We start from the raw sequence: 22,426 nt of genomic DNA on the forward strand, positions 1-22,426 counted from the left end.
ACTAATAGAAGTCCACTAATTTTATTTACTAATCGTTCATTATTCCCATTCTATCAAATACATAGAATAATAAGCTCAAAACCACTGCAACGACTGATGCCAAAACCATTCCTGATAATGATACTCCCAAGAAGTTTATCTTCAATCCTGAAAGTCCTGTTACGAATATTACAGAAGTTAATATTAAATTTTTGGATTGTGAGTAATCTACTTTTTGGTCTACCAATAATCTGATTCCACTTGTGCCAATCATTCCGTAAAGCAGGAATGTTACCCCGCCGATTACGTTTCCTGGAATTGATGAAATAAGTGCTGATAATGGTCCAATGAATGCCATTAAAATAGATATACACGCAGCTCCCGCAATTACATACACTGAATAAACTTTTGTAATTGCCATTACTCCGATATTTTCTCCGTAAGTTGTTGTAGGAACACCACCTATCAATCCTGACAAAGCCGTCGAAAAATTGTCAGCAAAAATAGATCTGTGTAGTCCAGGTTCTTTTAACAAATCTCTTCCGATAATGTTGCTGGTTACAACTTGGTGTGAAATGTGTTCACTTGTTATTACCAAGATTACAGGCAACATCGTAACAATTGATTTGATGTCAAAAATTGGAAATTGAAATTTAGGTATTGTGAATAGTGATGCTTGCATAACCGGTGTGAAATCTACCATTTTTAAAGCAACACTTACAATATATCCTGTTATGATTGCGATTAAAATTGGAATTGTAGCCAAGAATTTTTTGAACAATACAGAACCCAGTATGGCAACTGACAATGTAACCAAGAAAACAATAAGGTCTTTTGTAGTTCTTGTATTAGTCATTATATTCGCACCAATTTTCCCTCCAGACACTGTGGCTTGTGCGAGTTCGAATCCAATCAAACTTACTACACTTCCCATAGCAGCCGGCGGCAAAACCACATCAATCCAATCCGTTCCGAATTTATAAATTATGTATGCGAGAATGCAACCAATAAGTCCTATCGCAACGAAAGCTCCTTGAGCATATCTAAATCCCGATTGCCCAATTATAATTGTAGCAGGTCCTAAAAAAGCGAAACTACTTCCCAAATAAGCAGGTGCTTTTTTTTGTGTAATCAAAATAAACAACAACGTTCCTATACCATTCATCAATAAAACAATACTAGGATTAATCCCCAAAACAATTGGTACTAAAACACTAGCGCCGAACATCGCAAAGGTATGTTGGATACTAAGTGGAAGCAACAACTTAGGAGATACTTTTTCATCTACTCCAATAATTTTTTTCATAAATCCTCCTGAATTTTTTTCTTATATATTCTACATTGAACTGAAATTAATTTCAAGTAGTTTGACGATTTATACTCTAAGCTGATATAATAAATATCGATATTTGAAAGGATTTTATTATGGAAAGACAGGAAAATTATTTAAAGAATAAATTAGTAAAAAATGGAATAAAACCTACATATCAGAGAATAGTAATACTAGATTATTTGGAAAATCATCAAATACATCCAACCGTTGACGACATTTACAGATTTTTGTCGCCAAAAATGTCTACACTATCAAGAACTACTGTTTACAACACAGTCAAGATTTTTGTACAAAGAGGAATTGTTTCGGAAGTTAATATCGACAATATCGAATTGCACTACGATATTACAACAAAAACTCATGGACATTTTAGATGTGATAAATGTGGTAAAATCTACAATTTTTCTATAGAGGATTACATAGAATCGAGTGACTTGAGTGGATTCAAAATTGACTCTACAAACGTGATGCTCAACGGAATATGCAAGGATTGTTTGGATAAAGAAAATGAATAGCGAGTTTTACAAAATAGAACCGAGAGATGATTTGTACATCAAATTGTTATACATTTCCAAGACCACTCTCGAAATGAATGAACAAATTGAACGCGGAATCCTTCCTTTTCATCACCTATATTACTGTTTAAAGGGAAGCGGAACATTTGAAGTAAACGGAGAAAAGATTTATATACAACCATTTGATTTTTTGATTGTGTATCAAGAAAGTACTATAAAAGAGATTTCGAAGTCTGAATCATTTGAATTTTACACGCTTGCAATATCTGAAGTTTCATTTGATACGGAGCAAAAAGACAAGGCAGTTCTCAGCATAAAACACAACCACATCAACGACAGAGAAATGGTAATTTTGCACTATATCAACAAAATTTTGGATGAAGCGAAGTACAAGAGGTTCAGATATCAAAGAGTTTGCTCGTGTTTGGTAAGTATACTTATAACAGAAGTCCAACGACGTGGGGATTTGAAATTTACAATGGATGACCCAGCTCAAGACTCTTTTACTAAAAATGTTGAAAATTATATCTATGAAAATTTTAATCAAGAAATAACATTAGACTCAATTTCAGAAAAATTTATGGTCTCAAAATCACATCTCATTCACGAATTTAAAAATCACTACGGGAAAACGCCAATGCAATTTTTGCTTAAAAGAAGAATGGATTCTGCAAAGCTACTTTTGAAGACTTCGAACAAACCAATAAGCGACATTTCCAAATTATGTGGATTTAATTCCCAATCTTATTTTGACCAAGCTTTTAGAAGAGTAGTCAAAGTAACTCCAAATGATTACAGAAATAAATACAAAACAAAAATAAAAAAAATAAAAAAATAAACAGAGTAGAATAATTATAGCAAAGATTCTACCCTGTTTTTTTATTTCAATGATTTCACAAATACAAACCTGTTATTTTTTGATTGCTTCTGAGAATAAAAATAACCATCACAAGAAAATTCTTTTAATTTTTCAGTGTCTCTAACTTTATTTTTCGCTATAAAATTCACCATTCTTCCTCGTAAAATTTTTGACGAAGTGGCTTTCGTTTTTAGCTTAACGCTCCCGTTTGAACATACTTCTTCTTTAAAATCAATTTTCAAAGGGATTTTATCAAAATATTTATAGATATTTTCTCCATACTCTTTTGATGCCAAATCAATTATATCTTCTCCTTTAAAATGGTCTTTTATTTCTTTTTCCCAATATTCATACATATTGATAAACTTGTCTTCAAAATCCAATCTGTATTTGGAAATCTCATCCAACGGCCTCAATATCCCGTAAAGCCCCGACATTATTCTCAAATGTTCTTCAAGAAAATCAATATCGTCCCGATTAAAAGACTCTATATCCATATACTGATACTGAAGTCCACAAAAACTTGCTATTGCACAACCTTTTGGTGATAACTCAAATTTATCGTATAATTCAAAACCTTCATTTGCTATGTTTTCAGAGCACTTCCAAGTATTTCTTAGTTCTTCAAGCGTTTTGCCTTTTAACATAGACACTAATTTTCCTGTCTTTTTCTCAAATAGCAAATCTTTGTTGCTCAATTTCATTTTCTTAATTTTAAATGTTTTAGCTGGAGAAATTATTATTTTCATTATCCGTTCCTGTTCATTTTTTCAAATCACTCGTGATAAAATCGCTCGTAAGAATTTTCCATCTACTCAATCAAATCTTTACGAATTTCTTTTTGTCTTTATCTCAATAGTCTTATCAGCGATATTCAACGCAGATTTCCTGTGAGACACTATTAACATAGATTTGTTTTCTTCTTTCGAAATCGCATTTAAAATAATGCCCTCATTCAACGCATCTAAATTACTAGTTGGCTCATCTAAGATATATAATGGCGCATCGTGTAAAAAAACCCTTGCTAGACCAATTCTCTGCTTTTCACCACTGGACAATTTTTCTCCGAGTTCTCCGACATTTGTCTCATATCCATCTTTAAGCGAGCAAATAAAATCATGAATCGATGCTTTCTTGCAAGCCTCTATCACCTCATTCAAACTCGCATCTTTTTTTGCTATCTTAATATTTTCTAGTATGCTACCTTGAAAAAGATACGTCTCTTGGGTCATATAATTTTCTATATCGCGCAAATCTTTTGTGTTGACTTGTTTGATGTTTCTGTCCGATATTTTAATCTTGCCTTTGTCGACATCCCAAAACCTCATTATAAGTTTCAAAAGAGTCGATTTTCCAGAGCCGCTTTTCCCAAAAATCGCTAATTTTTCGCCATTTTCTAAACTGAGGTTGAAATCATTCAAAATAATCTCATCATTATAGCTAAAAGTTATGTCCTCAATTTTCAAATCACTAAAATACGTTTTATTTTGGTCGTAAACTTCAAGAACTTGAGGTTTTTCTTCAAGTATGTTTAGCACTCTATCTCCACTGGCAAAAGTGCTTCTAAGATTTGCCGACAGACTTGAAAGAGCTATCACCGGCCCAAAACTCGACATAAAAATAACTGTTACTACAATTAATTTATTTATATCAAAGATAGCTACCATTTCGTTTTTCATAATTACAAACATAATAAGACCAAGAAGTGCAACAATCGATGTCGTAAAACCCCTATTTTGTGCTTCAAAAACTTTTATGCGTTCTTGTTTTCTATTGAGGTTAACAGTCGTTTCATCAATGTAGTCGAGTCTTTTTTCTCCATAAGAGTATTGTATCACTTCCTTCATTCCTCTCAAAGAATCCAAAAGATATGAATTTAAATCTGCAAATTCATTTCTCAATTCCAACCCTTCCTTCTTGCCACTTTTTGAAGAAAAAAGAGGTAGAAATAGCCCAACAATTAAATATGAAATCATCGCAAAAATCGCAGCCTTAACACTGTATGCGAATAAAATCGAAACAATTATAACGCTTGTGATAAAAGCTATAAAAATTGGCGATATAGTGTGTGCATAAAAAACTTCAAGAAGTTCTATGTCGCTTGTAATAAGAGAAATAAGATTTCCCTTTTCTTTTCCTTCTAGCTTTGCTGGCGCAAGTCTCCTAAGCGCTCTAAAAACTTTATTTCTTATTATAGCTAGAAGCTTAAAAGCGATAAAGTGGTTGCACAACTGCTCTGCATATCTCAAAAACCCTCGTGAAATCGCCAGCACTAACAACAATATGAAGCTCATATTCAAATTAATTTGAACTGCTCTTGATACAATATTCGCTATTACATAAGAAGAATATGCAGGGATAAAAATTGCAGCCAAATTCCCAATAACTCCTGCTATTATTGCCAGAAACATAAACCCTATTAGCGGTTTTACAAGAGTTATCAATTTCATCATAATATTAAATCCACTTCTTCTCATATTATATTTCTCCTAGATTTTCTAATTTATATTGCTCTGTGAACATCTTTTTATACAAACCATCATTCGAGATTAATTGCTTATGGCAACCTTGCTCTATAATATTTCCGTTTTTCAAAACGTAAATTTTTTCTGATGAAGTAACATTTGCAAGTCTGTGAGAAATCAACACAACAATTTTGTCTTTTGAAATTTCATTTATCAGATTCATTATTATTTCTTCGCTTTCCAAGTCTATGTTAGATGTCGCCTCATCAAAAATATATACTTTGCTATCTTTTAGTATGGCTCTTGCAATTGCTAATCTCTGTCTTTGTCCACCTGATAGATTTGAGCCCGCTTCGTTAATTTTTGTGTCCAATGAGTTTTCAGATTCGAAAAAATCATAGAGATTTACTTTTTTCAGTATATTAAACATATCATTGTCTGATACATCTACATCTCCCATAGAAAGATTATCTCTCAGACTGCCTTTAAAAATATAACTGTTAGCTGAAACCATCGTCACATTTTTCATTAAATCAGATTCTTTAATGTCGAAAAGCTCGGTATCTTCATACGTTATCTTTCCGGAATCTCTTTTGTTTATACCGAGAAGAAGAGATGCAACAGTTGATTTTCCCGAACCAGATTCTCCAACAAAAGAAGTAATAGAATTGGAACTTATACCAAAAGACAAATTATTAATTATGTTTCTATTACCATCGTATGAAAAATCCACATTTTCAAATTTAATAGAAGATAGTTCTCTCGGAAACTCTCTATCCCCTCTTTCTTCAATATTAGAATCAAGTATTTTAAATATTTTATCGCTCGCTGCCATACCATTCATTGATACGTGAAAAAACGAACCGAGTTGCCTTAGTGGAATGAAGAAATCCGCTGCAAGTAATATCACAATAATCGCAGATTTTAGTGAAATTTGACCATTTGCAAGTTGAACTATTGATATGATAGAACCAATTGCAGCTCCTCCAAATGCGATTACATCCATTACCGTAATGGAATTTAACTGCATACTCAAAACTTTCATCGTTATCCTTCTGAAATCTTCAGCTTCCCTGTCCATTTTTTTCTCGTAGTCGTAATCTCTTTGATATATCTTCAATGTAGTAAGACCAGCTACATTGTCAAGAAATGTCTGTCCTAAACTTGCGTAATTTCCCCAGTATTTTCCCAAAAGTTTTTTTGCAAATTTCATAATTGCTACTATGGATAATGGAATCAACGGAACTGCTATTATCATCACCAAAGCTGCCTTTGGCGAAAAAAACATAAGTACCGCAAATAGAGTAACTGGTGCAAGAATGCTATATCCAAACTGAGGTAAAAATCCACCAAAATACATTTCAAGTTGTTCTATTCCATCGACTGCAAGTTGCAATAATTCTGACGTGTTTACGAATTTGTTATATGATGTACCAAAGCTAAGTAATTTTTCGTATAATTTATGTCTCAACTCTTTTTTCACAATAACAGATGCTTTCTGCGATAGAATATGACTATTATAACTTGTAAAATACCTTACAATTATTGTCAAAATCATAATAACCAAAGAAATGTAAAATGAGTCTCCAATTTCTTTTTTTTCATAAATATTTTGAATAACGCCTGAAATCGTTATTACAAAAATAACATTAAATACAAGCCCAATCCAGTTTAATAAAACAGTGTACAAAACATATTTTGTTGAATCTTTCATCATAGCAATAAGTCTTTTATTTATCATTTAAATTCCTCCAAAAGTGATTAAATGTATGTCTGAGAAGAGCTAATGGTCTGTAAAAAACCAACCTCGGCCCTGAATATTTCATAACTCTCTTGATATCTTCTCTTCTGTTTTTGCTGAAACATCGAATTGAACATGATGAACAAAAATTTCTTTTATCTTTATTCTGACAATTTTCCAATCTATTGTGAGAATACAGCCTTAGGCTTTCCATCGAATCTTTTTCACTGTTATGGCCTTTTATGTAAATATCAAACATCATATCCAATAACTGTTTCTTATAATCTATCGTAATTTTCATTGAGCAGTCCCTTTCCAAGTATAAAGTTTTATATTTAAAAAATTCTAATTAAAAGCGATTTTTAATAAAAAACAATATTTTAAAATAGTTCAAAAATTAAATAACTAAATCTGATAAAAAATTTTTTCATTTATCCTTCAAACTTAGATCAATACTACTAAAATAATAGCATAGTAAATAAATATTATCAACATAACTAATCAAAATTTTATGCGAAATTTTCAAAAAAATTTATCCAAAAAACAAAAAAAGACTGCATTTAATAATTTTATTTATCAAATGCAGTCTAATTTTAATTTATTAGCTTTCTTGTTTTGCTATAATATCTTTTACTTTCATAAGTCTAGTGATATTTGCACGTTCATTTTCGTCAAGTTTCGCTCTGATATATTTAATTGTTTCTTCCAAATCAGGAATAGTTCTGTATTCCAAAGCATTGACTCTTCTTCTCGTTTGCTCAATTTCATCTGCCATCAACTGAGTAGCTTTTTCGATTTGTGCTAGTTCTAGCATTTCATCCATTACTGAATTTAATGAATCGATAGCCAAATCCAAATCTTGAGATGTCTGTGCATATCCATAAGGATATATTTCACTAGAATCAGCTTCACCTTCACGAGTAAACTTCATTTGTGGAATAATTACACTCATTACGTTTTTTGTTTCGATGTCTACGTTTACTTTTGTTTTAGGAAACGAAACAGCTTCGTCCAAAAACTCTGGGCTCATTATTGCACTCGCCATTAGAAAATCGCTGAATGAATTTTGAAGTTTTGCTTCAACTCTTTCTCTTAGAGCTTTATTTTCTTTTATCATGTCGATGAATTGTCTCATAAGTTCGTCTTGTTTGTCTTTTAGTAACTTATGACCTCTTGAAGATGTTTTAAGTCTAGCTTTCAGCTCCGATAGAGCCATTCTCGTTGGATTGACGTTGAGTCTTGCCATTACTCATCAGTCCCTTCACCGTTTCCAAGATATTTATCGATTAATTCATCTTTGATTCTCTTCAATTCTGTACGTGGAATTTCTTTCAACAAATCCCATCCTATATTAAGAGTTTCTTCAATTGACCTATCAGTGTAATAACCTTGATCTACGTATTCTCTTTCGAATCTTTCTGCGAATTTTGCAAATGCCTTGTCTGATTCGCTTAATGCAGATTCACCAAGAATTGCAGATAATTGTTTTGCATCAAGTCCAGATGCGTAACCTGCATAGATTTGGTTCATTGTATCTGCGTGGTCTTCTCTTGTCTTGCCTTTACCAATACCTTTATCTTTCAATCTTGATAATGATGGAATAGCATTAATTGGTGGCTCATAACCTTTCTTGTACAATTCACGAGAAAGAATTATTTGGCCTTCTGTAATGTAACCAGTCAAGTCTGGAATTGGGTGAGTGATATCGTCTTCTGGCATTGTTAATATAGGAATTTGTGTTATCGAACCTTCTCTTCCCACAATTTTACCAGCTCTTTCGTACAATGTAGCAAGGTCAGTGTACAAATATCCTGGGTATCCTCTACGTCCTGGAACTTCTTTTCTGGCAGCAGATACTTCACGAAGTGCTTCTGCGTAGTTTGTCATATCTGTCATAATTACAAGTACGTGCATTCCCTTTTCAAAAGCCAAGAACTCAGCACAAGTAAGTGCCATTTTTGGAGTTGAAAGTCTTTCGATTGCAGGGTCATCGGCTAAATTCATAAACAATACAGCTCTATCTATCGCGCCTGTTTTGTTGAAATCTCCGATGAAATATTGAGCTTCTTCGAATGTTATTCCCATCGCAGCAAACACTACGGCAAACTTATCGTCTTTACCCAAAACTTTCGCTTGTCTAGCGATTTGTGCTGCCAATTTATTGTGAGGAAGACCTGAACCAGAGAATATAGGAAGCTTTTGTCCTCTAACAAGAGTATTCAAACCATCTATTGTAGAAACACCTGTTTCGATAAATTCTGATGGATAGTCCCTAGATACTGGATTGATAGATGAACCATTGATATCAACCTTATCTTCTGGGATAATTTTAGGACCATTGTCAATTGGTCTACCCAATCCATCAAAAACTCTACCAATCATATCTTCTGATACTCCAAGTTCCAAAGGTCTACCTAAAAATCTTACTGTTGTCTCTTTTAGGTTGATTCCCTTTGTACCTTCGAATACTTGAACCATTGCTACGTCGTGGTCGATTTCAACAACACGTCCACGTCTTTTTTCGCCACTTTGTAATTCTATTTCAACAAGTTCGTCGTATTTAACGCCTTCTACACCTTCTACCGCCATTAATGGTCCGACTACTTCTGTTACTGAATTATAATCTTTAATCATTAACGTTCACCTCCATTAACTAAATCGGCAATTTGTGATTTGATTTCTTGTTTTATTTCATCAAATTTGTCCAAATTATCTTCTGGAATATTTTTTGCTCTTGTGATTTTTTCTCTTACAGGAAGTTTTGAAATTTCAGATACATAAGCACCTTCATCCAAAGCTTTCAAAGATTCTTCATGGAATGTAAGAATCAAATCCAACATTCTAGCTTGTTTTTGCAATGAACAGAATGTATCTGTTTCATGGAATGCGTTTTGTTGAAGAAAATCTTCTCTCAAAGATTTAGATGTTTCTAATTTAATTTGGTCAACATCACTCAATGAGTCACGACCAACCAATCTAACTATTTCTAATAATGATGATTCTTCTTGTAGAAGCTTCATTGATTGTTTTCTGTAATTTGAAAAATCTTTATCTACATTCGCATCCAAATATTCGTCAATCTTATCTTGATACAAAGAGTAAGAGTTAATCCAGTTTATAGCTGGGAAGTGTCTCATATAACTCAATGCGTAGTCCAATCCCCAGAATACTTTTACAATTCTAAGTGTTGATTGAGTAACTGGTTCTGAAATATCTCCACCTGGAGGAGATACCGCACCTATAACCGTCAATGAACCATCTCTTCCGTCACTACCTAGACATTTTACTTTACCAGCACGTTCGTAGAAATCAGCAATTCTTGATGCTAAGTATGCAGGGTAACCTTCATCACCAGGCATTTCTTCAAGTCTACCACTCATTTCACGAAGAGCTTCTGCCCATCTTGATGTTGAGTCAGCCATCATAGCTACTGAATAACCCATATCTCTATAGTATTCAGCGATTGTAATTCCAGTGTAGATACTTGCTTCTCTGGCAGCTACTGGCATATTTGATGTGTTTGCAATTAAAACTGTTCTCTTCATCAATGATTGTCCTGTCTTAGGGTCAATCAATTCAGGAAACTCATTAAGAACGTCTGTCATTTCGTTACCACGTTCTCCACAACCTACATACACTACTATTTCAGCGTCTGCCCATTTTGCTAATTGGTGTTGAACTACGGTTTTTCCACTACCAAATGGTCCCGGAATTGCTGCTGTACCACCTTTAGCAACAGGGAAGAATGTATCTATTACTCTTTGACCAGTTATCAAAGGCTTGATTGGATCTTCTTTTTCTTTGTATGGTCTACCATTTCTTACAGGCCATTTTTGAATCATATTGATTTCAATTTCTTCATTGTCTTTTTCAATTACGCAAACTGTTTGTTCTACAGTAAATTCTCCAGATTCAATTGATTTTATTTTACCTGAAACATTTGCCGGTACCATTATTTTGTGAAGAATAACTTCAGTTTCTTGAACTTCTCCAATAATGTCTCCTGCTTCTACTTCATCTCCAACAGATTTCACTGGTTTAAATTCCCATTTTTTCTCTCTGTTCAATGATGGAGCACTAACGCCTCTCAACAAGAAGTCACCTGCTTTTTCTTGCAATGATTTTAATGGTCTTTGAATACCATCAAACATTTGCTCTAATATTCCAGGTCCTAATTCAATAGAAAGTGGATGACCTGTAGATACAACTTTATCTCCAGGGCCAATTCCAGTTGTTTCTTCATATACTTGAATTGAGGCTTTATCGCCTCTCATTTCAATAATCTCTCCAATGAGCTTATCGTCTGAAACCTCAACCACGTCATATACGCTTGCGTTTTCCATTCCTTCTGCTACTACTAAAGGTCCGGATACTTTTAATACTTTACCTTCTTTCAATATAAGCTCTCCTTTACAAAATGTTTGCTCCAACAGCCTTTTCAACATTAGTATTGATTCTTTTCATACCAATATTTAAACTACCTTGATTTGAAGGAATCAAAATAATAGCTGGTGAAACTTTGTCATTATATCTATCTATCGTTTCTTTAATTTTTGCTGCAATTTGTTCAGTTATAAAGATTACACCATAATCTTCCTTGGCAAGTCTATCGACCGTTTTTCTAGCATCTGTGCTTTCAATAGATTCAAATACATCCACTCCCAAAGCTTTAAAGACCAATACCGAATCTCTGTCACCTACTACAGCTACTTTCTTACGCATAACTTAACCTCAACTTACTTCTGATATAATCAGGTTTTAATGAGTTAATCTTACCCACGAAAATAATTCTCAAATTTTTAATTTCTGTTTCTTTTGCAAACAAATAACCAAACAAAACTTCAGCTCCATATGTCACTTTTTTGATTTCTTTGACTTTTTCCATCAAATAATCATCCATAGCTTTTTCAAAAGCAGATAAGCTATTTGATTTTTTGTACTCAGAAATAGCGTCTTTTACAGAGTAGTAAATTCTCGCTTGTTTAAATAAAGAACTATCTTCTGTGATTTCAGAGTGCAAATGTGCTTCGAATTTTTCTGATTCAATACTTCCACCAGAAATTATTACTTTTTTAAGAAATTCGAGATTCTTCTTTTGATTTTGAACCCTTAGTAGTGTCTTGATATTTGTAAAATCAATCAAATCTTCTACGTATTCATTAATCAATTTCGAATCTATTTTTTCTGCAATTTCCGATGTTTCTTCGAAATACTCTCTATCGGCAAAAATATCAATCATTTGTGGGTCTTTGTTTTCTTCAAAGTCATTTATAGATTGTCTGATAACCTTGTCGTAGTGTTCAAACTCTGTCTCAGTATTTTCTCTCAAAGAATCTCTAATACTTTTATATTCTATTCTAGTAATCTCACTAAGCATATGTGAGAAATCTTCTTTTTTTAGATATTCTTTGATTAAAACTTTCAAATTATGATAGTCGTATTTCAATGCCATCAAATCCACTGGGTATTGAAAATCACTCATATCATACATATATTTATACGTCTTTTTTAACTCGTTTTTTAGGGCTTGATCATAGTGTTCGTACTTATCAAGCATTGCAAATTCTGATTGATAGACTGTATCGGACAACAATCTTACAGTTTCATCAAGATTAGTTGCATCAATCAATCTCTCATAATCATTTCTTGTCAAAAGTTCTTTTTCTTTTACACGAGTTATTGCAGATTGGTGTATGAAATCTTCTTTTTTCATATAATCACCTACTTCTTAAAAAGAGTTTTTGCAATTTCAACTTCCAATTCATCTTTCATTGAATCAACCAGAGAAGAAAAATTATTATTAATTAATACATTACCTCTTTTAATACAAAATCCGCTTTCAACAGTTTCTTCAGAAATATCAATGTTAAAGTCCTCATTTTTAAGACTATCGTATTTATCAGCTTGCAATACTAATTTATCATCATTTGACAAATCCATTTTTGACAAAGTTGATTTTAAATATTTCTTATAATCTTCAGTAGGCAAATTCTTCAATTTGTCTTTGACTTTTTCTAATATATCGTCGATTACTTCTTGTTTAGCAAATAGAGCGCTGTCCCTAGATTTCAATTCAACTTGTGATAGATGTCTATCGTACACGCTTTTTGCTTCAGATTCTGCTTTTTTTAATATTGTATCTTTTTCTTGGTTTGCCTGGTCTACTTTAGTTTCAATGATTTTTTCTTTTTCTTGGTTTGCCTGGTCTACAATCTTTTGGGATTCTTTCTTGGCATCTTCAAGAATTTCATTAATTATATTATCTAAATTAGACATCTAAATCACCACTAAGCTTGGATTTGGTTCATCAATAAGAAAGAAATAGCGAATGCTAAGATGGCATATAACTCAACCATTACCGCATAGATAATACCTTTTGCTTGTTGAGGTTCGTTCTTTGCTAAGATATTGATACCACTTACGGCTACTTTACTTTGAGCTACTGCTGAAAAATATCCAACAACACCTACTGGCAAAGCTGCTGCGATATATACATAACCTTGTGCTAATGAAACATTTCCACCAACTAATTTGAATAATATCAATATACCAATTACAAATCCATACAAACCTTGTGTACCTGGCAATAATTGAAGTACTAATGATTTACCGAATTTTTCTGGTTCTTCAATAACTACTCCAGCTGCAGCTTCCCCTGCCATTCCTACACCTTTTGCAGAGCCCATTCCTGAGAATAAAACTGCTATTACTACTGATAATACTCCTAAAACTAATCCACCATTTTCTAAAAAGAATTTTTCCATAATATCCTCCTATTTATTTGTTATGTTAAAATATTCTGATTCTGTTATAAGTTTTTTAAATGGTACTCCGCCGCCTTCGTAGAATTTATTAAACATTTCTACAAATATCAATCTTGCAGAGTGAACATAAGCTGACAAATATGACAAGAATGCGTTGAATCCTTGGAATACGACAAATACTATAAGTCCAAATACAAAACCGATTATGCTCGAAGAAGCCATCATCTTTACTATCATATTGATTGCAACTGCAATGTATGCTCCAGATAAGCCAAGTGCCATTAGTCTCATATAAGATACGAAATCCCCAATCCAGCTAGATATTCCATACAACGAATACAATCCTGAGCCTAATTTGCCTCCGACACTTTTAGCATCTCTTCCTGCTGTAAGAACAATTCCCACTGCTGAAGCTATTGCAATCCATTTTGCAATTGTTAATCCAATAGCTGGAATCGACAATGATTTTCCAACTAATAAAACCACTAAACTAACTATAATTAAATACCACAATCCCACATCATAAAACGCATCCATAACTTTATGGTCTCGAATAAGCATATATGCTTTTATACCAAGTCCAAAGAACAAGTGTATAAAACCAAAGATTAAACAAAGAACAATCAATGTCATCGCATTTTTACTTGTGTCAAGAATTGGAGTCATAGGAACAATTCCTCCGAAGAACGAACCATATATGAATCCCCAAAACATTGATGTGATAGATATGAACATAAAGAATTTCAAAAATTGTTTTTTCTTTTCGTCAAGATTAAAAACTTTTAATGCAAAAATTATTGCTAGAAATACAATAAGTCCATAACCTAAATCTCCTATCATCATTCCAGAAAAGAAACAATAGAATGGTGCTAATAATGGAGTAGGGTCTACTTCATTATATTTTGGTAAAGAATACATTCCTGTGATGTTTTCAAAAGCTTTTGAAAAACCTTTGTTCTTTAAAATAATAGGTACTTTTGGATCGTCTTTATCTGCTGGATTGATTTCCAAATAATACTTGTTGTCCAAAGAATTTACTATTACTTTTTCAAAATCGGCTTTTTTTTCGGTAGGAATATATCCTTCGATTATATCAATCTTATCTGTTTTCTTAATTTTACTTGTAGCTTCTTCTTTTAAGCTGTTGTTTTCGAGATAATCATGATAAATCATAAAATTTTCAATCAAATTTGTTTTGGATTTGATTTGATTTTCAATTTCTTCGTGTTTTTGCTTGTTAGTGACAATGTTATCATCAATATTTTTGATTTCGTCTTTTACAAAACCTTTAGATTTGATATTGATGTTTACAAATCCATTATCTCTCAGAACATCTTGAACAGATTCAAAATTCTTTGAGATTACAAGCAAATAAACAAATCCTTGATTACGAGAGATTTCTTCGATGTAAATATCTTCAATGTCTTTTGTGTTTACCTTCAACTGGTCAATAAATTTATCGCTCACAGTCCCTGTAACAACCTTTACCCTATCAAAATCATCAATCTTCGAAATATCGATATCCAAATTTTCCCAAGGAATTAATTCGGATTTCTTTTGATTCAACATTTGATTGTTTTGATCCAGTTCATTTAGTTGTTTATCCAATGAAGATAGTTCACTGTAGTGAGCTTCAAAGTCAAACGCCAACGCTTTTTGATTGATTTCTTCAAGCTTAAATGTTTTCTTACCTTCTTTAAGTGCTTCAAAAGTATTTTTCTTTTCAGCATACTTTTGTAACAAATTGATAGCCCAATTCGTTTTGGTAAGCTTTTCACTGATATCAACCAAATTTTCAGAATTGTCCAACTTTGTAAGCAAGCTGTTTTCATCTTCAACATTATTTTCATCTATATGAACATAATTGAATTTTTGAAGATTCTTGAGTAATTTCTCTCTATCATAATCAAATGAATACAAATCAAATTTGCTCATTTTTACAATAGCCATTAACTCACTATCCTTTCAACGATTTTGTTTACAAGTCCGTCAACTGTATCTTTGTCAATGTTTTTAATACTATCATTATAAATGGATGCCTTTTTTTCAAGTTCTTTTGAATCTTCTATCGCTTTTTGCTTTGAGGATTCTAATTTTTCATCTCTCTTGGAATTTGCTTCACTTATAATGCTGCTGTATTTTTCTAACGCTTCTGAAGTAGCACTCTCTATTATACTCTTTCTTTTTTCGTTAGCTTCATTGACAAAAAGCCTAGCCTTCTCTTCAGCTTCTTTAATTTTAGATATAGCAGTATCTGACATTGTTTCACCTCCTAATTAGAGATGGTTTTAGCATACGTTGAAATATCCTAAAACCATAAATATATAACTAATAGCAAATACTATTTAGTTCCAAATAATCTATCCCCTGCATCTCCTAATCCAGGTACGATATATCCGTGTTCGTTTAATTTTTCATCAAGTCCAGCCACATATATATCCACATCAGGGTGAGTTTTCTTAATCATTTCAACTCCTTCTGGAGCTGCGATGATGTTGACGAGTTTTATATTTTTACATCCATGTTCTTTTAAGAAAGTAATTGCAGCTTCTGCTGAACCACCTGTTGCAAGCATTGGGTCTACGACGATTATATCTCTTTCTTCAACGTCTTTTGGCAATTTGCAGTAGTATTCAACAGGTTTTAAAGTTTCTGGGTCTCTGTACAAACCAATATGTCCTACTTTTGCTGCAGGTAACACTGACAAAAATCCTTCAACCATTCCCAATCCAGCTCTCAAAATTGGAACTACTCCCAATTTTTTGCCTCTCAATGTTTGTCCAGTTGTTTTTGCAATTGGAGTTTCTATTTCACAATCTTCCAATTTAAAGTCTCTGGTAACTTCATAGCACATTAATGTAGCAATTTCTGAAACAAGTTGTCTGAATTGATTGCTGCCTGTGTTTTTGTCACGTAAAATTGATAATTTGTGTTTAATCAATGGATGATCAAATACAGTTACTTTACTCATAATTCCTCCTATAAAATAAACTTTATACCTATTATTATAACACACTAAATTTCTTTTATGTTATTGGCACAAGATTTTTTAAGCCTATTCATTATACTTATACCCATTTTTTCTTCGACGACTCCCTCACAAATTAGCAGTTTATAGTTGAGTTTGTCTAATTTTCTTAGGTACGAAAAAATATTGTGGGCAAATTTCATAAATTCATTTCTTTTTGAAATCACTTCAATATTTTTGTAATTTAATTTCTGAGCTGTCTGTTCAGATAAAATAAAACCAATTTCATCTGGGCAAATCCCCAAGTCGCCTACAAATTTTTCTATGTTGTTCATATTTCCTTTTATTACAATTAATTTTGTTTTTGGGGCATAATGCTTGTATTTTTGTCCCGGAGATTTTGGAATAGTATTTGAATCAATCAATGATTTGTCGTAAACAACTTCATCCAGATACTCTTCTAAGTCTTCTTTTGTAAAAAACCCCGGTCTTAATATTGTGTATGGTTTTTCTGTCAAATCTACTACTGTGGATTCTATTCCGATGTTGCAACTTCCTCCATCTAGTATCATTTCTATTTCACCTTTCATATCGCTGTAAACATCTTGTGCGTTTGTCGGTGATGGCCTTCCGGATTTATTTGCTGATGGTGCTGCTATTGGACATTTTGACTTGTCTATCAGAAATCTTGCAATTTCATTTGATGGGTTTCTAATTGCTACTGTGTCTCCGCCACAGCTTACAACATCATTTACTTTGTCACTTTTTTTAAATATTATTGTGAGTGGACCTGGCCACAAATTATTCATTAGCTTTTTTTGGTCTTGTGTGATTTCAGAAGATAAGTCCTCTACCATTTTTTCGTTTGTTACGTGGAGAATAAGAGGATTGTCTCTTTTTCTTTCTTTTACGTCAAATATTTTCTTACAAGCTTCTTCATCGAGTCCATTGGCTCCTAGTCCGTAAACTGTTTCTGTTGGAAAAGCTACAACAGCACCGTTTTTAATCAATTCAGCTGCTTTTTCCAGTGCTTTTAGCCTATTATCCCCTGATAAATTTTCTATAATTGTGTTCATAATTAATTTCTTTCCAATAAAATTTTCATCAATTTATTTGAATCGTGTCTTATATAATCGTATTTTATGTCGCATATTTCAGCTTCGATTACTTCAATTCCAAGTTCATCCATATTTATATAATCTTTTTGTGTCATATATATTGGAGTAGAGTTTTCTGTTGACTTGTATCTCAGTTTTGCGTACTTGTCAATTTCTTGTGAGTTTACTACAATTTTGTTTATGATATTAGAATTTGCATGATTAATTATAGCTTTGACATGGTCTGTAACGCTGTATCCGTTTGTTTCTCCTGGCTGAGTCATTATGTTTAAAATATATATGACGTCAGCTTTGGTTTCTTTTAGTGCTTGTGATATATCGTTTACTAAAAGATTTGGAATGATAGAAGTGTAAAGTGAACCTGGCCCTAAAAGAACCATATCTGCCTGCATTATGCTATCAATGGATTCTTTTAGTGGAAGGATTAGTTTCGGCGAGGTGTATACTCTTTTTATTTTACCACCGTTTTTTCGATTTAAAAATGTTATGTTTGATTCACCTTCAATTGTAGAGCCGTCTTCTAATTCTGCAAATAATTTAACGTCATCAAGTGTCATGGGTAACACTTTGCCTGTTATAGCGAGTACATTGCTCATTTCCTTGATTGCTACCTCAAAATCCCCACATATATCATTCATCGCTGCAAGCAATAAATTGCCAAGGCTTTGTCCTTTTAATTGTCCATTGGAAAATCTGTAGTTAATCAACTTTTGCATTATTGGCTCGGTATTTGCGAGTGACAACAAACAGTTTCTGATGTCTCCTGGCGGAAGCATTCCCAAATCTTCTCTGAGAACTCCGCTTCCTCCTCCATCATCAGCTACTGTGACTATTGTTGTTATATTGGAAGTGTACTTTTTGACCCCTCTAAGCAAAATCGAGTTGCCTGTTCCACCACCAATAGTTACAATTTTTTTACCAGAATTTTTGGTCTCTGTGGGAAACATAAACTTTCTCTCCATTTTTTTCAAGTCCTTCGGTTAACGCTTGAGCAATTGCAACTGATCTGTGTTTTCCTCCGGTGCATCCTATTCCAATAACCAAACTGTTTTTGCCTTCTTTGGAGTATTTTGGAATCAAAAACTCCAACATTTCTAATAGTTTTTCTAAAAATGTATTTGCCTCTTCAAATCCGAATACATATTCTTTGATATCAGAATTTAGTCCAGATGACTTCTTTAAAGCATCGATGTAATAAGGGTTTGGCAAGAATCTTACATCAAACACCAAGTCAGCGTCTAATAGTATTCCGTGTTTAAACCCAAAAGACACTACAGAAATACCCATTCTGGTTTCTGCGTTTTCTGATGAAAATGCCGATAAAATTTTTCTTCTGAGTTCTCCAAGAGTCAATTTTGATGTGTCAATAATTGTGTCGGCAGAATTTCTCACTTCTTTTAGAAGCTCTCTTTCGTTGGAAATCCCCTCTAATAACGTGCCTTTTATTGCCAAAGGATGCGGTCTTCTGTGTTCTTTGTATCTTCGGATTAAAATCTCATCTTGTGCATCTAAATACAAAACTTTGACATCTATGCTTTGATTTTTCAATAGGGATATCGACTTCATCAAATCGTCAAAGAACACTCCTCCTCTGATGTCGACTACGCACGCTATCTTGTTGATTTTTTTCTTGCTTTTTGCGGTTAAATCTATAAAATTGAGAAGTAGAGATGGCGGCAAATTGTCCAGAGTATAATATCCCAAATCTTCAAAAATATCACTGCTAGCGCTCTTGCCTGCTCCGCTCATACCTGTAATTATTACAACTTCCATTTATTCTCCCTAATTGATGTTTATAATCCTGTCAATATCCAATCCCGATTCAATAACTCTATTGATGCTGTTACTTACGTTTGCAATGTCTTTTTTGTGATGTGCATCGCTTCCTAAACTAAATTTAACATTATAATGTGAAGAAATTTTGATTTCTTCTACGGATAAATGTGCGTGGTGATTGTTTATTTCCATCACTGTGTTTGTTTTTTCGCATACTTTTGCGATTTTTTCAATATCGACATCTATTTTATCTCCTGGATGAGTTATTATAAAAATGTCATTATCTTCTAAAGCTTTTATCATTGCATTTGTATTTAATTCAATCATCTCTTTTCTTTTTGATTTGCTCAATTTACTCAATTTTTTTAAAATATGATAATTGTAAAAAGATTTCGCATCTACAAATTTTACTCCATTGTGAAATCCGACATTGATAAAGTCGAAGTATTTTTTTTCTTCTTCTCTTATATCTATCTCTCCGTTATATCCGATTACATTTGCCTCTACACCCATCAAAATTTCAATATCATCGTATTTTTCTTTGAGTTTGTCGATTTCTTCACGTTGCACCGGAATTAATTCTCTTTTAATTCCATACATCATATGACCTGGACCATGGTCTGTGATACTAATTGTCTTCAATTTTTTTAATCGCGCTTCTTCGACTATTTCTTCGATTGTACTTTTGCCATGATTGTTGCGACTGTAAACGGAGTGCACATGATATTCTCTTGTTAGTTTGATTTTATTTTCCACCGATAATTCTCACTTCCGGTTCTAATTTTACTCCAAATTTCTCAAATACAGTTTTTTGAACGTGTTCTATGACTTTGACTACATCGTCGCAACTGCTATTTCCGACATTAACTATAAATCCGCAGTGTTTTTCGCTTACCATCGCGTCGTTGTATCTGTAGCCTCGCAATCCAGCTTCATCTATTAGTTGACCGGCATAGTGACCTTCGGGACGTTTAAAAACAGAACCACATGAAGGAAGTTCAAGTGGTTGCTTGGAAGTTCTTCTTTCAGTGAAGTCGTTGTAGTTATGCAAAATTTCTTCTTTATCGCCTTTTACAAGCATAAATTCAGACGCTAAAACAACGAGTTTTTCATCTTGAACTCTGGAGTGCCTATATGAAAAATCCATTTGCTCACAATCCAGATATTTTACATTCAAATCATTATCTATGACTTTGACTCTTTTCACAAGTTCTTTTATTTCTGTTCCATATGCGCCTGCATTCATTGTAATTGCACCGCCAACATCCCCAGGAATGCCACTTACGGGTTCAAATCCCTTATAAGAGTTTTTAATAGCAGTTTTACTTACACAACTTAGCAACGCTCCCGATTGCGCCGTCATTACATCGTCTTTTATTGAAACTTCACTGAAATTGTCGTGCAATTTGATTATAACTTCCCTAAGCCCATCGTCACTCACTAGCAAATTCGAACCATTTCCGATTATTCTGTAGGAAAGATTGTTTTCTTTTATTATTCTCAACGCATTTATAATTTGCTCTTCACTTTCCGGCAAAATCATAGCATCACACTTACCACCAATTTTAAATGTAGTGTGATTTTTCATTGGCTCGTCGTATAAAATCTTCCCAACATCCTTGTTTTGAAACACCTTTTTATAAATGTTCATAAGCTTTCTCCGCACTGTATAATGTTCCAAAAATAATAATCACATCGTCTTTGTAGTTTTCGATGGCATAATCCACAGCTTCATTTACATTTGATTTAGCTACTACATTATCCGTGAAAGCTTGGATTTGTTTTTTTAAGTCTTCTGCTTTCAAAGCTCTTGGTGAATCTGGCGTGAATGTAACAAAAGCCTTGGCATTGTTGTGAATCAATTTTATTTCATCATTGTAGTCTTTATCTTTCAACACTCCATACACGAATACTATTTTCTTATCGCCAAACACCGATTCAATCGAGGATTTCAACGCCTTTACTCCGTCGGCATTGTGTCCACCATCGTAAATTACTGTAGGATTGTGCCTAATAACATCAAATCTAGCTGGAATGTAAGCATTTTTGAATCCATTGATTATATCATCATCTGTCAAGTTTAATTCATCTCTCAAAATATCAATTGCCGTCAATGCTAATTGCGCATTGTACAGTTGATATTTCCCAACCAATCTTGTTTCTATGTGAAGATTTTTCCAATCAAATGAGTTGTGCATTTCATTTATCTCAATATTTTTCGCTTCATTAAAATCACAAATATACAACTTAGTATTGCGTTCTTGTGCTACTTCTTTGAACACTTCAAGCACAGATTCTTTTTGATTGTAAACGACGCATCTTCCGTTTTTTTTCATAATACAAGCTTTTTCGTAAGCTATCTCTTCCACAGTGTTTCCCAGATACTCTTGGTGGTCAAGCCCGATTTTAGTGATTACCGATAGCAAAGTCTCATCAGTCGCATTTGTAGCGTCCAATCTTCCTCCCATTCCTACTTCAAGCACAACATATTCGCATTTTTGTTCGGCAAAGTAATAAATTGCGCACAAAGTTATAAATTCGAATGTCGACACTTTTATGCCATTTTCTTCGATAGTCTTCTTGATTATTTCGAAAATTCTCATAAAATCTTCTTCAGTGATATCCTTGTCAATTTTAATTCTATCGTAAAAATTAACAATATGCGGTGATGTGAAAAGTCCCGTTTTATATCCATGTTCTTTTAATGTTTGGTAGATGAAAGTTGAAGTCGAGCCTTTGCCATTTGTTCCTGCAACGTGAATTATTTTGAATTTTTTTTCGGGATTACCCAAAATTTTCAAAGTTTTTTGCATTCTATCGAGTCCCAACTTGTATCCATCTCGGCCAATTTTATCTAAATATTCATATATTAATTCGCTATTCATTTTTATCTCCTAAAATTTCAATA

The 22,426-nt window shown here is 33.1% G+C and carries 23 protein-coding genes; 2 read left to right on the forward strand and 21 right to left on the reverse strand.

The window, feature by feature from the left end:
* Window positions 1–28: 28 nt before the first annotated feature.
* A complete protein-coding gene (gene uraA, locus Q0X02_RS03440) occupies window positions 29–1,285 on the reverse strand; it encodes a uracil permease (protein ID WP_297811585.1) in 1,257 nt (418 codons plus the stop codon).
* 119 nt (window positions 1,286–1,404) lie between these two features.
* Between uraA and Q0X02_RS03445 the strand changes: the two genes are divergently transcribed.
* Complete coding sequence (locus Q0X02_RS03445; protein WP_297811588.1) at window positions 1,405–1,827, forward strand: Fur family transcriptional regulator; 423 nt, start codon at window positions 1,405–1,407, stop codon at window positions 1,825–1,827.
* Window positions 1,820–2,665: an AraC family transcriptional regulator gene (locus Q0X02_RS03450; protein ID WP_297811590.1), complete on the forward strand. Its 846-nt coding sequence runs from the start codon at window positions 1,820–1,822 to the stop codon at window positions 2,663–2,665. The genes Q0X02_RS03445 and Q0X02_RS03450 overlap by 8 nt, the downstream gene beginning before the upstream one ends.
* Window positions 2,666–2,706: 41 nt before the next feature.
* Here Q0X02_RS03450 and Q0X02_RS03455 read toward each other — a convergent pair whose 3' ends face one another.
* The 20 genes from Q0X02_RS03455 to Q0X02_RS03550 all read right to left on the reverse strand — a co-directional run bounded on the left by Q0X02_RS03455 (window position 2,707) and on the right by Q0X02_RS03550 (window position 22,403).
* The gene (locus tag Q0X02_RS03455) at window positions 2,707–3,435 is read right to left on the reverse strand and encodes a YaaA family protein (protein ID WP_297811593.1); all 729 of its coding nucleotides are present in this window, start codon (window positions 3,433–3,435) and stop codon (window positions 2,707–2,709) included.
* A gap of 78 nt (window positions 3,436–3,513) precedes the next feature.
* The gene (locus Q0X02_RS03460; RefSeq protein WP_297811596.1) at window positions 3,514–5,163 is read right to left on the reverse strand and encodes an amino acid ABC transporter ATP-binding/permease protein; all 1,650 of its coding nucleotides are present in this window, start codon (window positions 5,161–5,163) and stop codon (window positions 3,514–3,516) included.
* A gap of 1 nt (window position 5,164) precedes the next feature.
* Window positions 5,165–6,892, reverse strand: coding sequence for an ABC transporter ATP-binding protein/permease (locus tag Q0X02_RS03465; protein ID WP_297811600.1), 1,728 nt, complete (start codon window positions 6,890–6,892; stop codon window positions 5,165–5,167).
* Window positions 6,882–7,193 (reverse strand): nitrous oxide-stimulated promoter family protein, encoded by a 312-nt coding sequence (locus tag Q0X02_RS03470; protein WP_297811603.1) that lies wholly within the window; start codon window positions 7,191–7,193, stop codon window positions 6,882–6,884. Before Q0X02_RS03470 ends, Q0X02_RS03465 begins: the two co-directional genes overlap by 11 nt.
* A gap of 300 nt (window positions 7,194–7,493) precedes the next feature.
* Window positions 7,494–8,138, reverse strand: coding sequence for a V-type ATP synthase subunit D (locus tag Q0X02_RS03475; protein ID WP_297811606.1), 645 nt, complete (start codon window positions 8,136–8,138; stop codon window positions 7,494–7,496).
* Window positions 8,138–9,526: a V-type ATP synthase subunit B gene (locus Q0X02_RS03480; protein WP_297811609.1), complete on the reverse strand. Its 1,389-nt coding sequence runs from the start codon at window positions 9,524–9,526 to the stop codon at window positions 8,138–8,140. Before Q0X02_RS03480 ends, Q0X02_RS03475 begins: the two co-directional genes overlap by 1 nt.
* Window positions 9,526–11,289, reverse strand: a complete 1,764-nt coding sequence (locus Q0X02_RS03485) for a V-type ATP synthase subunit A (RefSeq protein ID WP_297811611.1) — start codon at window positions 11,287–11,289, stop codon at window positions 9,526–9,528. Before Q0X02_RS03485 ends, Q0X02_RS03480 begins: the two co-directional genes overlap by 1 nt.
* A 13-nt stretch (window positions 11,290–11,302) precedes the next feature.
* Complete coding sequence (locus Q0X02_RS03490) at window positions 11,303–11,614, reverse strand: V-type ATP synthase subunit F (RefSeq protein ID WP_297811614.1); 312 nt, start codon at window positions 11,612–11,614, stop codon at window positions 11,303–11,305.
* A complete protein-coding gene (locus tag Q0X02_RS03495; RefSeq protein WP_297811617.1) occupies window positions 11,607–12,605 on the reverse strand; it encodes a V-type ATP synthase subunit C in 999 nt (332 codons plus the stop codon). Before Q0X02_RS03495 ends, Q0X02_RS03490 begins: the two co-directional genes overlap by 8 nt.
* A gap of 8 nt (window positions 12,606–12,613) precedes the next feature.
* Window positions 12,614–13,168, reverse strand: a complete 555-nt coding sequence (locus Q0X02_RS03500) for a V-type ATP synthase subunit E (protein WP_297811620.1) — start codon at window positions 13,166–13,168, stop codon at window positions 12,614–12,616.
* Between the two features lie 11 nt (window positions 13,169–13,179).
* Complete coding sequence (locus Q0X02_RS03505) at window positions 13,180–13,656, reverse strand: V-type ATP synthase subunit K (protein WP_297811622.1); 477 nt, start codon at window positions 13,654–13,656, stop codon at window positions 13,180–13,182.
* A gap of 9 nt (window positions 13,657–13,665) precedes the next feature.
* Window positions 13,666–15,606, reverse strand: coding sequence for a V-type ATP synthase subunit I (locus Q0X02_RS03510; RefSeq protein WP_297811625.1), 1,941 nt, complete (start codon window positions 15,604–15,606; stop codon window positions 13,666–13,668).
* Window positions 15,606–15,917 (reverse strand): hypothetical protein, encoded by a 312-nt coding sequence (locus Q0X02_RS03515; RefSeq protein ID WP_297811628.1) that lies wholly within the window; start codon window positions 15,915–15,917, stop codon window positions 15,606–15,608. Before Q0X02_RS03515 ends, Q0X02_RS03510 begins: the two co-directional genes overlap by 1 nt.
* Window positions 15,918–15,997: 80 nt before the next feature.
* A complete protein-coding gene (upp, locus tag Q0X02_RS03520) occupies window positions 15,998–16,627 on the reverse strand; it encodes a uracil phosphoribosyltransferase (protein WP_297811631.1) in 630 nt (209 codons plus the stop codon).
* A 44-nt stretch (window positions 16,628–16,671) separates the two neighbouring features.
* Entirely contained in the window at window positions 16,672–17,700 is a 1,029-nt protein-coding gene (locus tag Q0X02_RS03525; RefSeq protein WP_297811634.1) for an L-threonylcarbamoyladenylate synthase, read from the reverse strand.
* A gap of 2 nt (window positions 17,701–17,702) precedes the next feature.
* Window positions 17,703–18,689: a gluconeogenesis factor YvcK family protein gene (locus tag Q0X02_RS03530; protein WP_297811637.1), complete on the reverse strand. Its 987-nt coding sequence runs from the start codon at window positions 18,687–18,689 to the stop codon at window positions 17,703–17,705.
* Window positions 18,658–19,515, reverse strand: a complete 858-nt coding sequence (rapZ, locus tag Q0X02_RS03535) for an RNase adapter RapZ (RefSeq protein ID WP_297811640.1) — start codon at window positions 19,513–19,515, stop codon at window positions 18,658–18,660. The genes Q0X02_RS03530 and rapZ overlap by 32 nt, the downstream gene beginning before the upstream one ends.
* A gap of 9 nt (window positions 19,516–19,524) precedes the next feature.
* On the reverse strand, window positions 19,525–20,274 hold the full coding sequence (locus tag Q0X02_RS03540) for a PHP domain-containing protein (protein WP_297811643.1): 750 nt from the start codon (window positions 20,272–20,274) through the stop codon (window positions 19,525–19,527).
* On the reverse strand, window positions 20,264–21,169 hold the full coding sequence (gene murB, locus Q0X02_RS03545) for a UDP-N-acetylmuramate dehydrogenase (RefSeq protein ID WP_297811646.1): 906 nt from the start codon (window positions 21,167–21,169) through the stop codon (window positions 20,264–20,266). The genes Q0X02_RS03540 and murB overlap by 11 nt, the downstream gene beginning before the upstream one ends.
* On the reverse strand, window positions 21,156–22,403 hold the full coding sequence (locus Q0X02_RS03550) for a folylpolyglutamate synthase/dihydrofolate synthase family protein (RefSeq protein WP_297811649.1): 1,248 nt from the start codon (window positions 22,401–22,403) through the stop codon (window positions 21,156–21,158). The genes murB and Q0X02_RS03550 overlap by 14 nt, the downstream gene beginning before the upstream one ends.
* Window positions 22,404–22,426 lie beyond the last annotated feature (23 nt).

Origin of the sequence: uncultured Finegoldia sp. (genome assembly GCF_947252345.1) — a bacterium.
GTDB lineage: Bacteria > Bacillota > Clostridia > Tissierellales > Peptoniphilaceae > Finegoldia.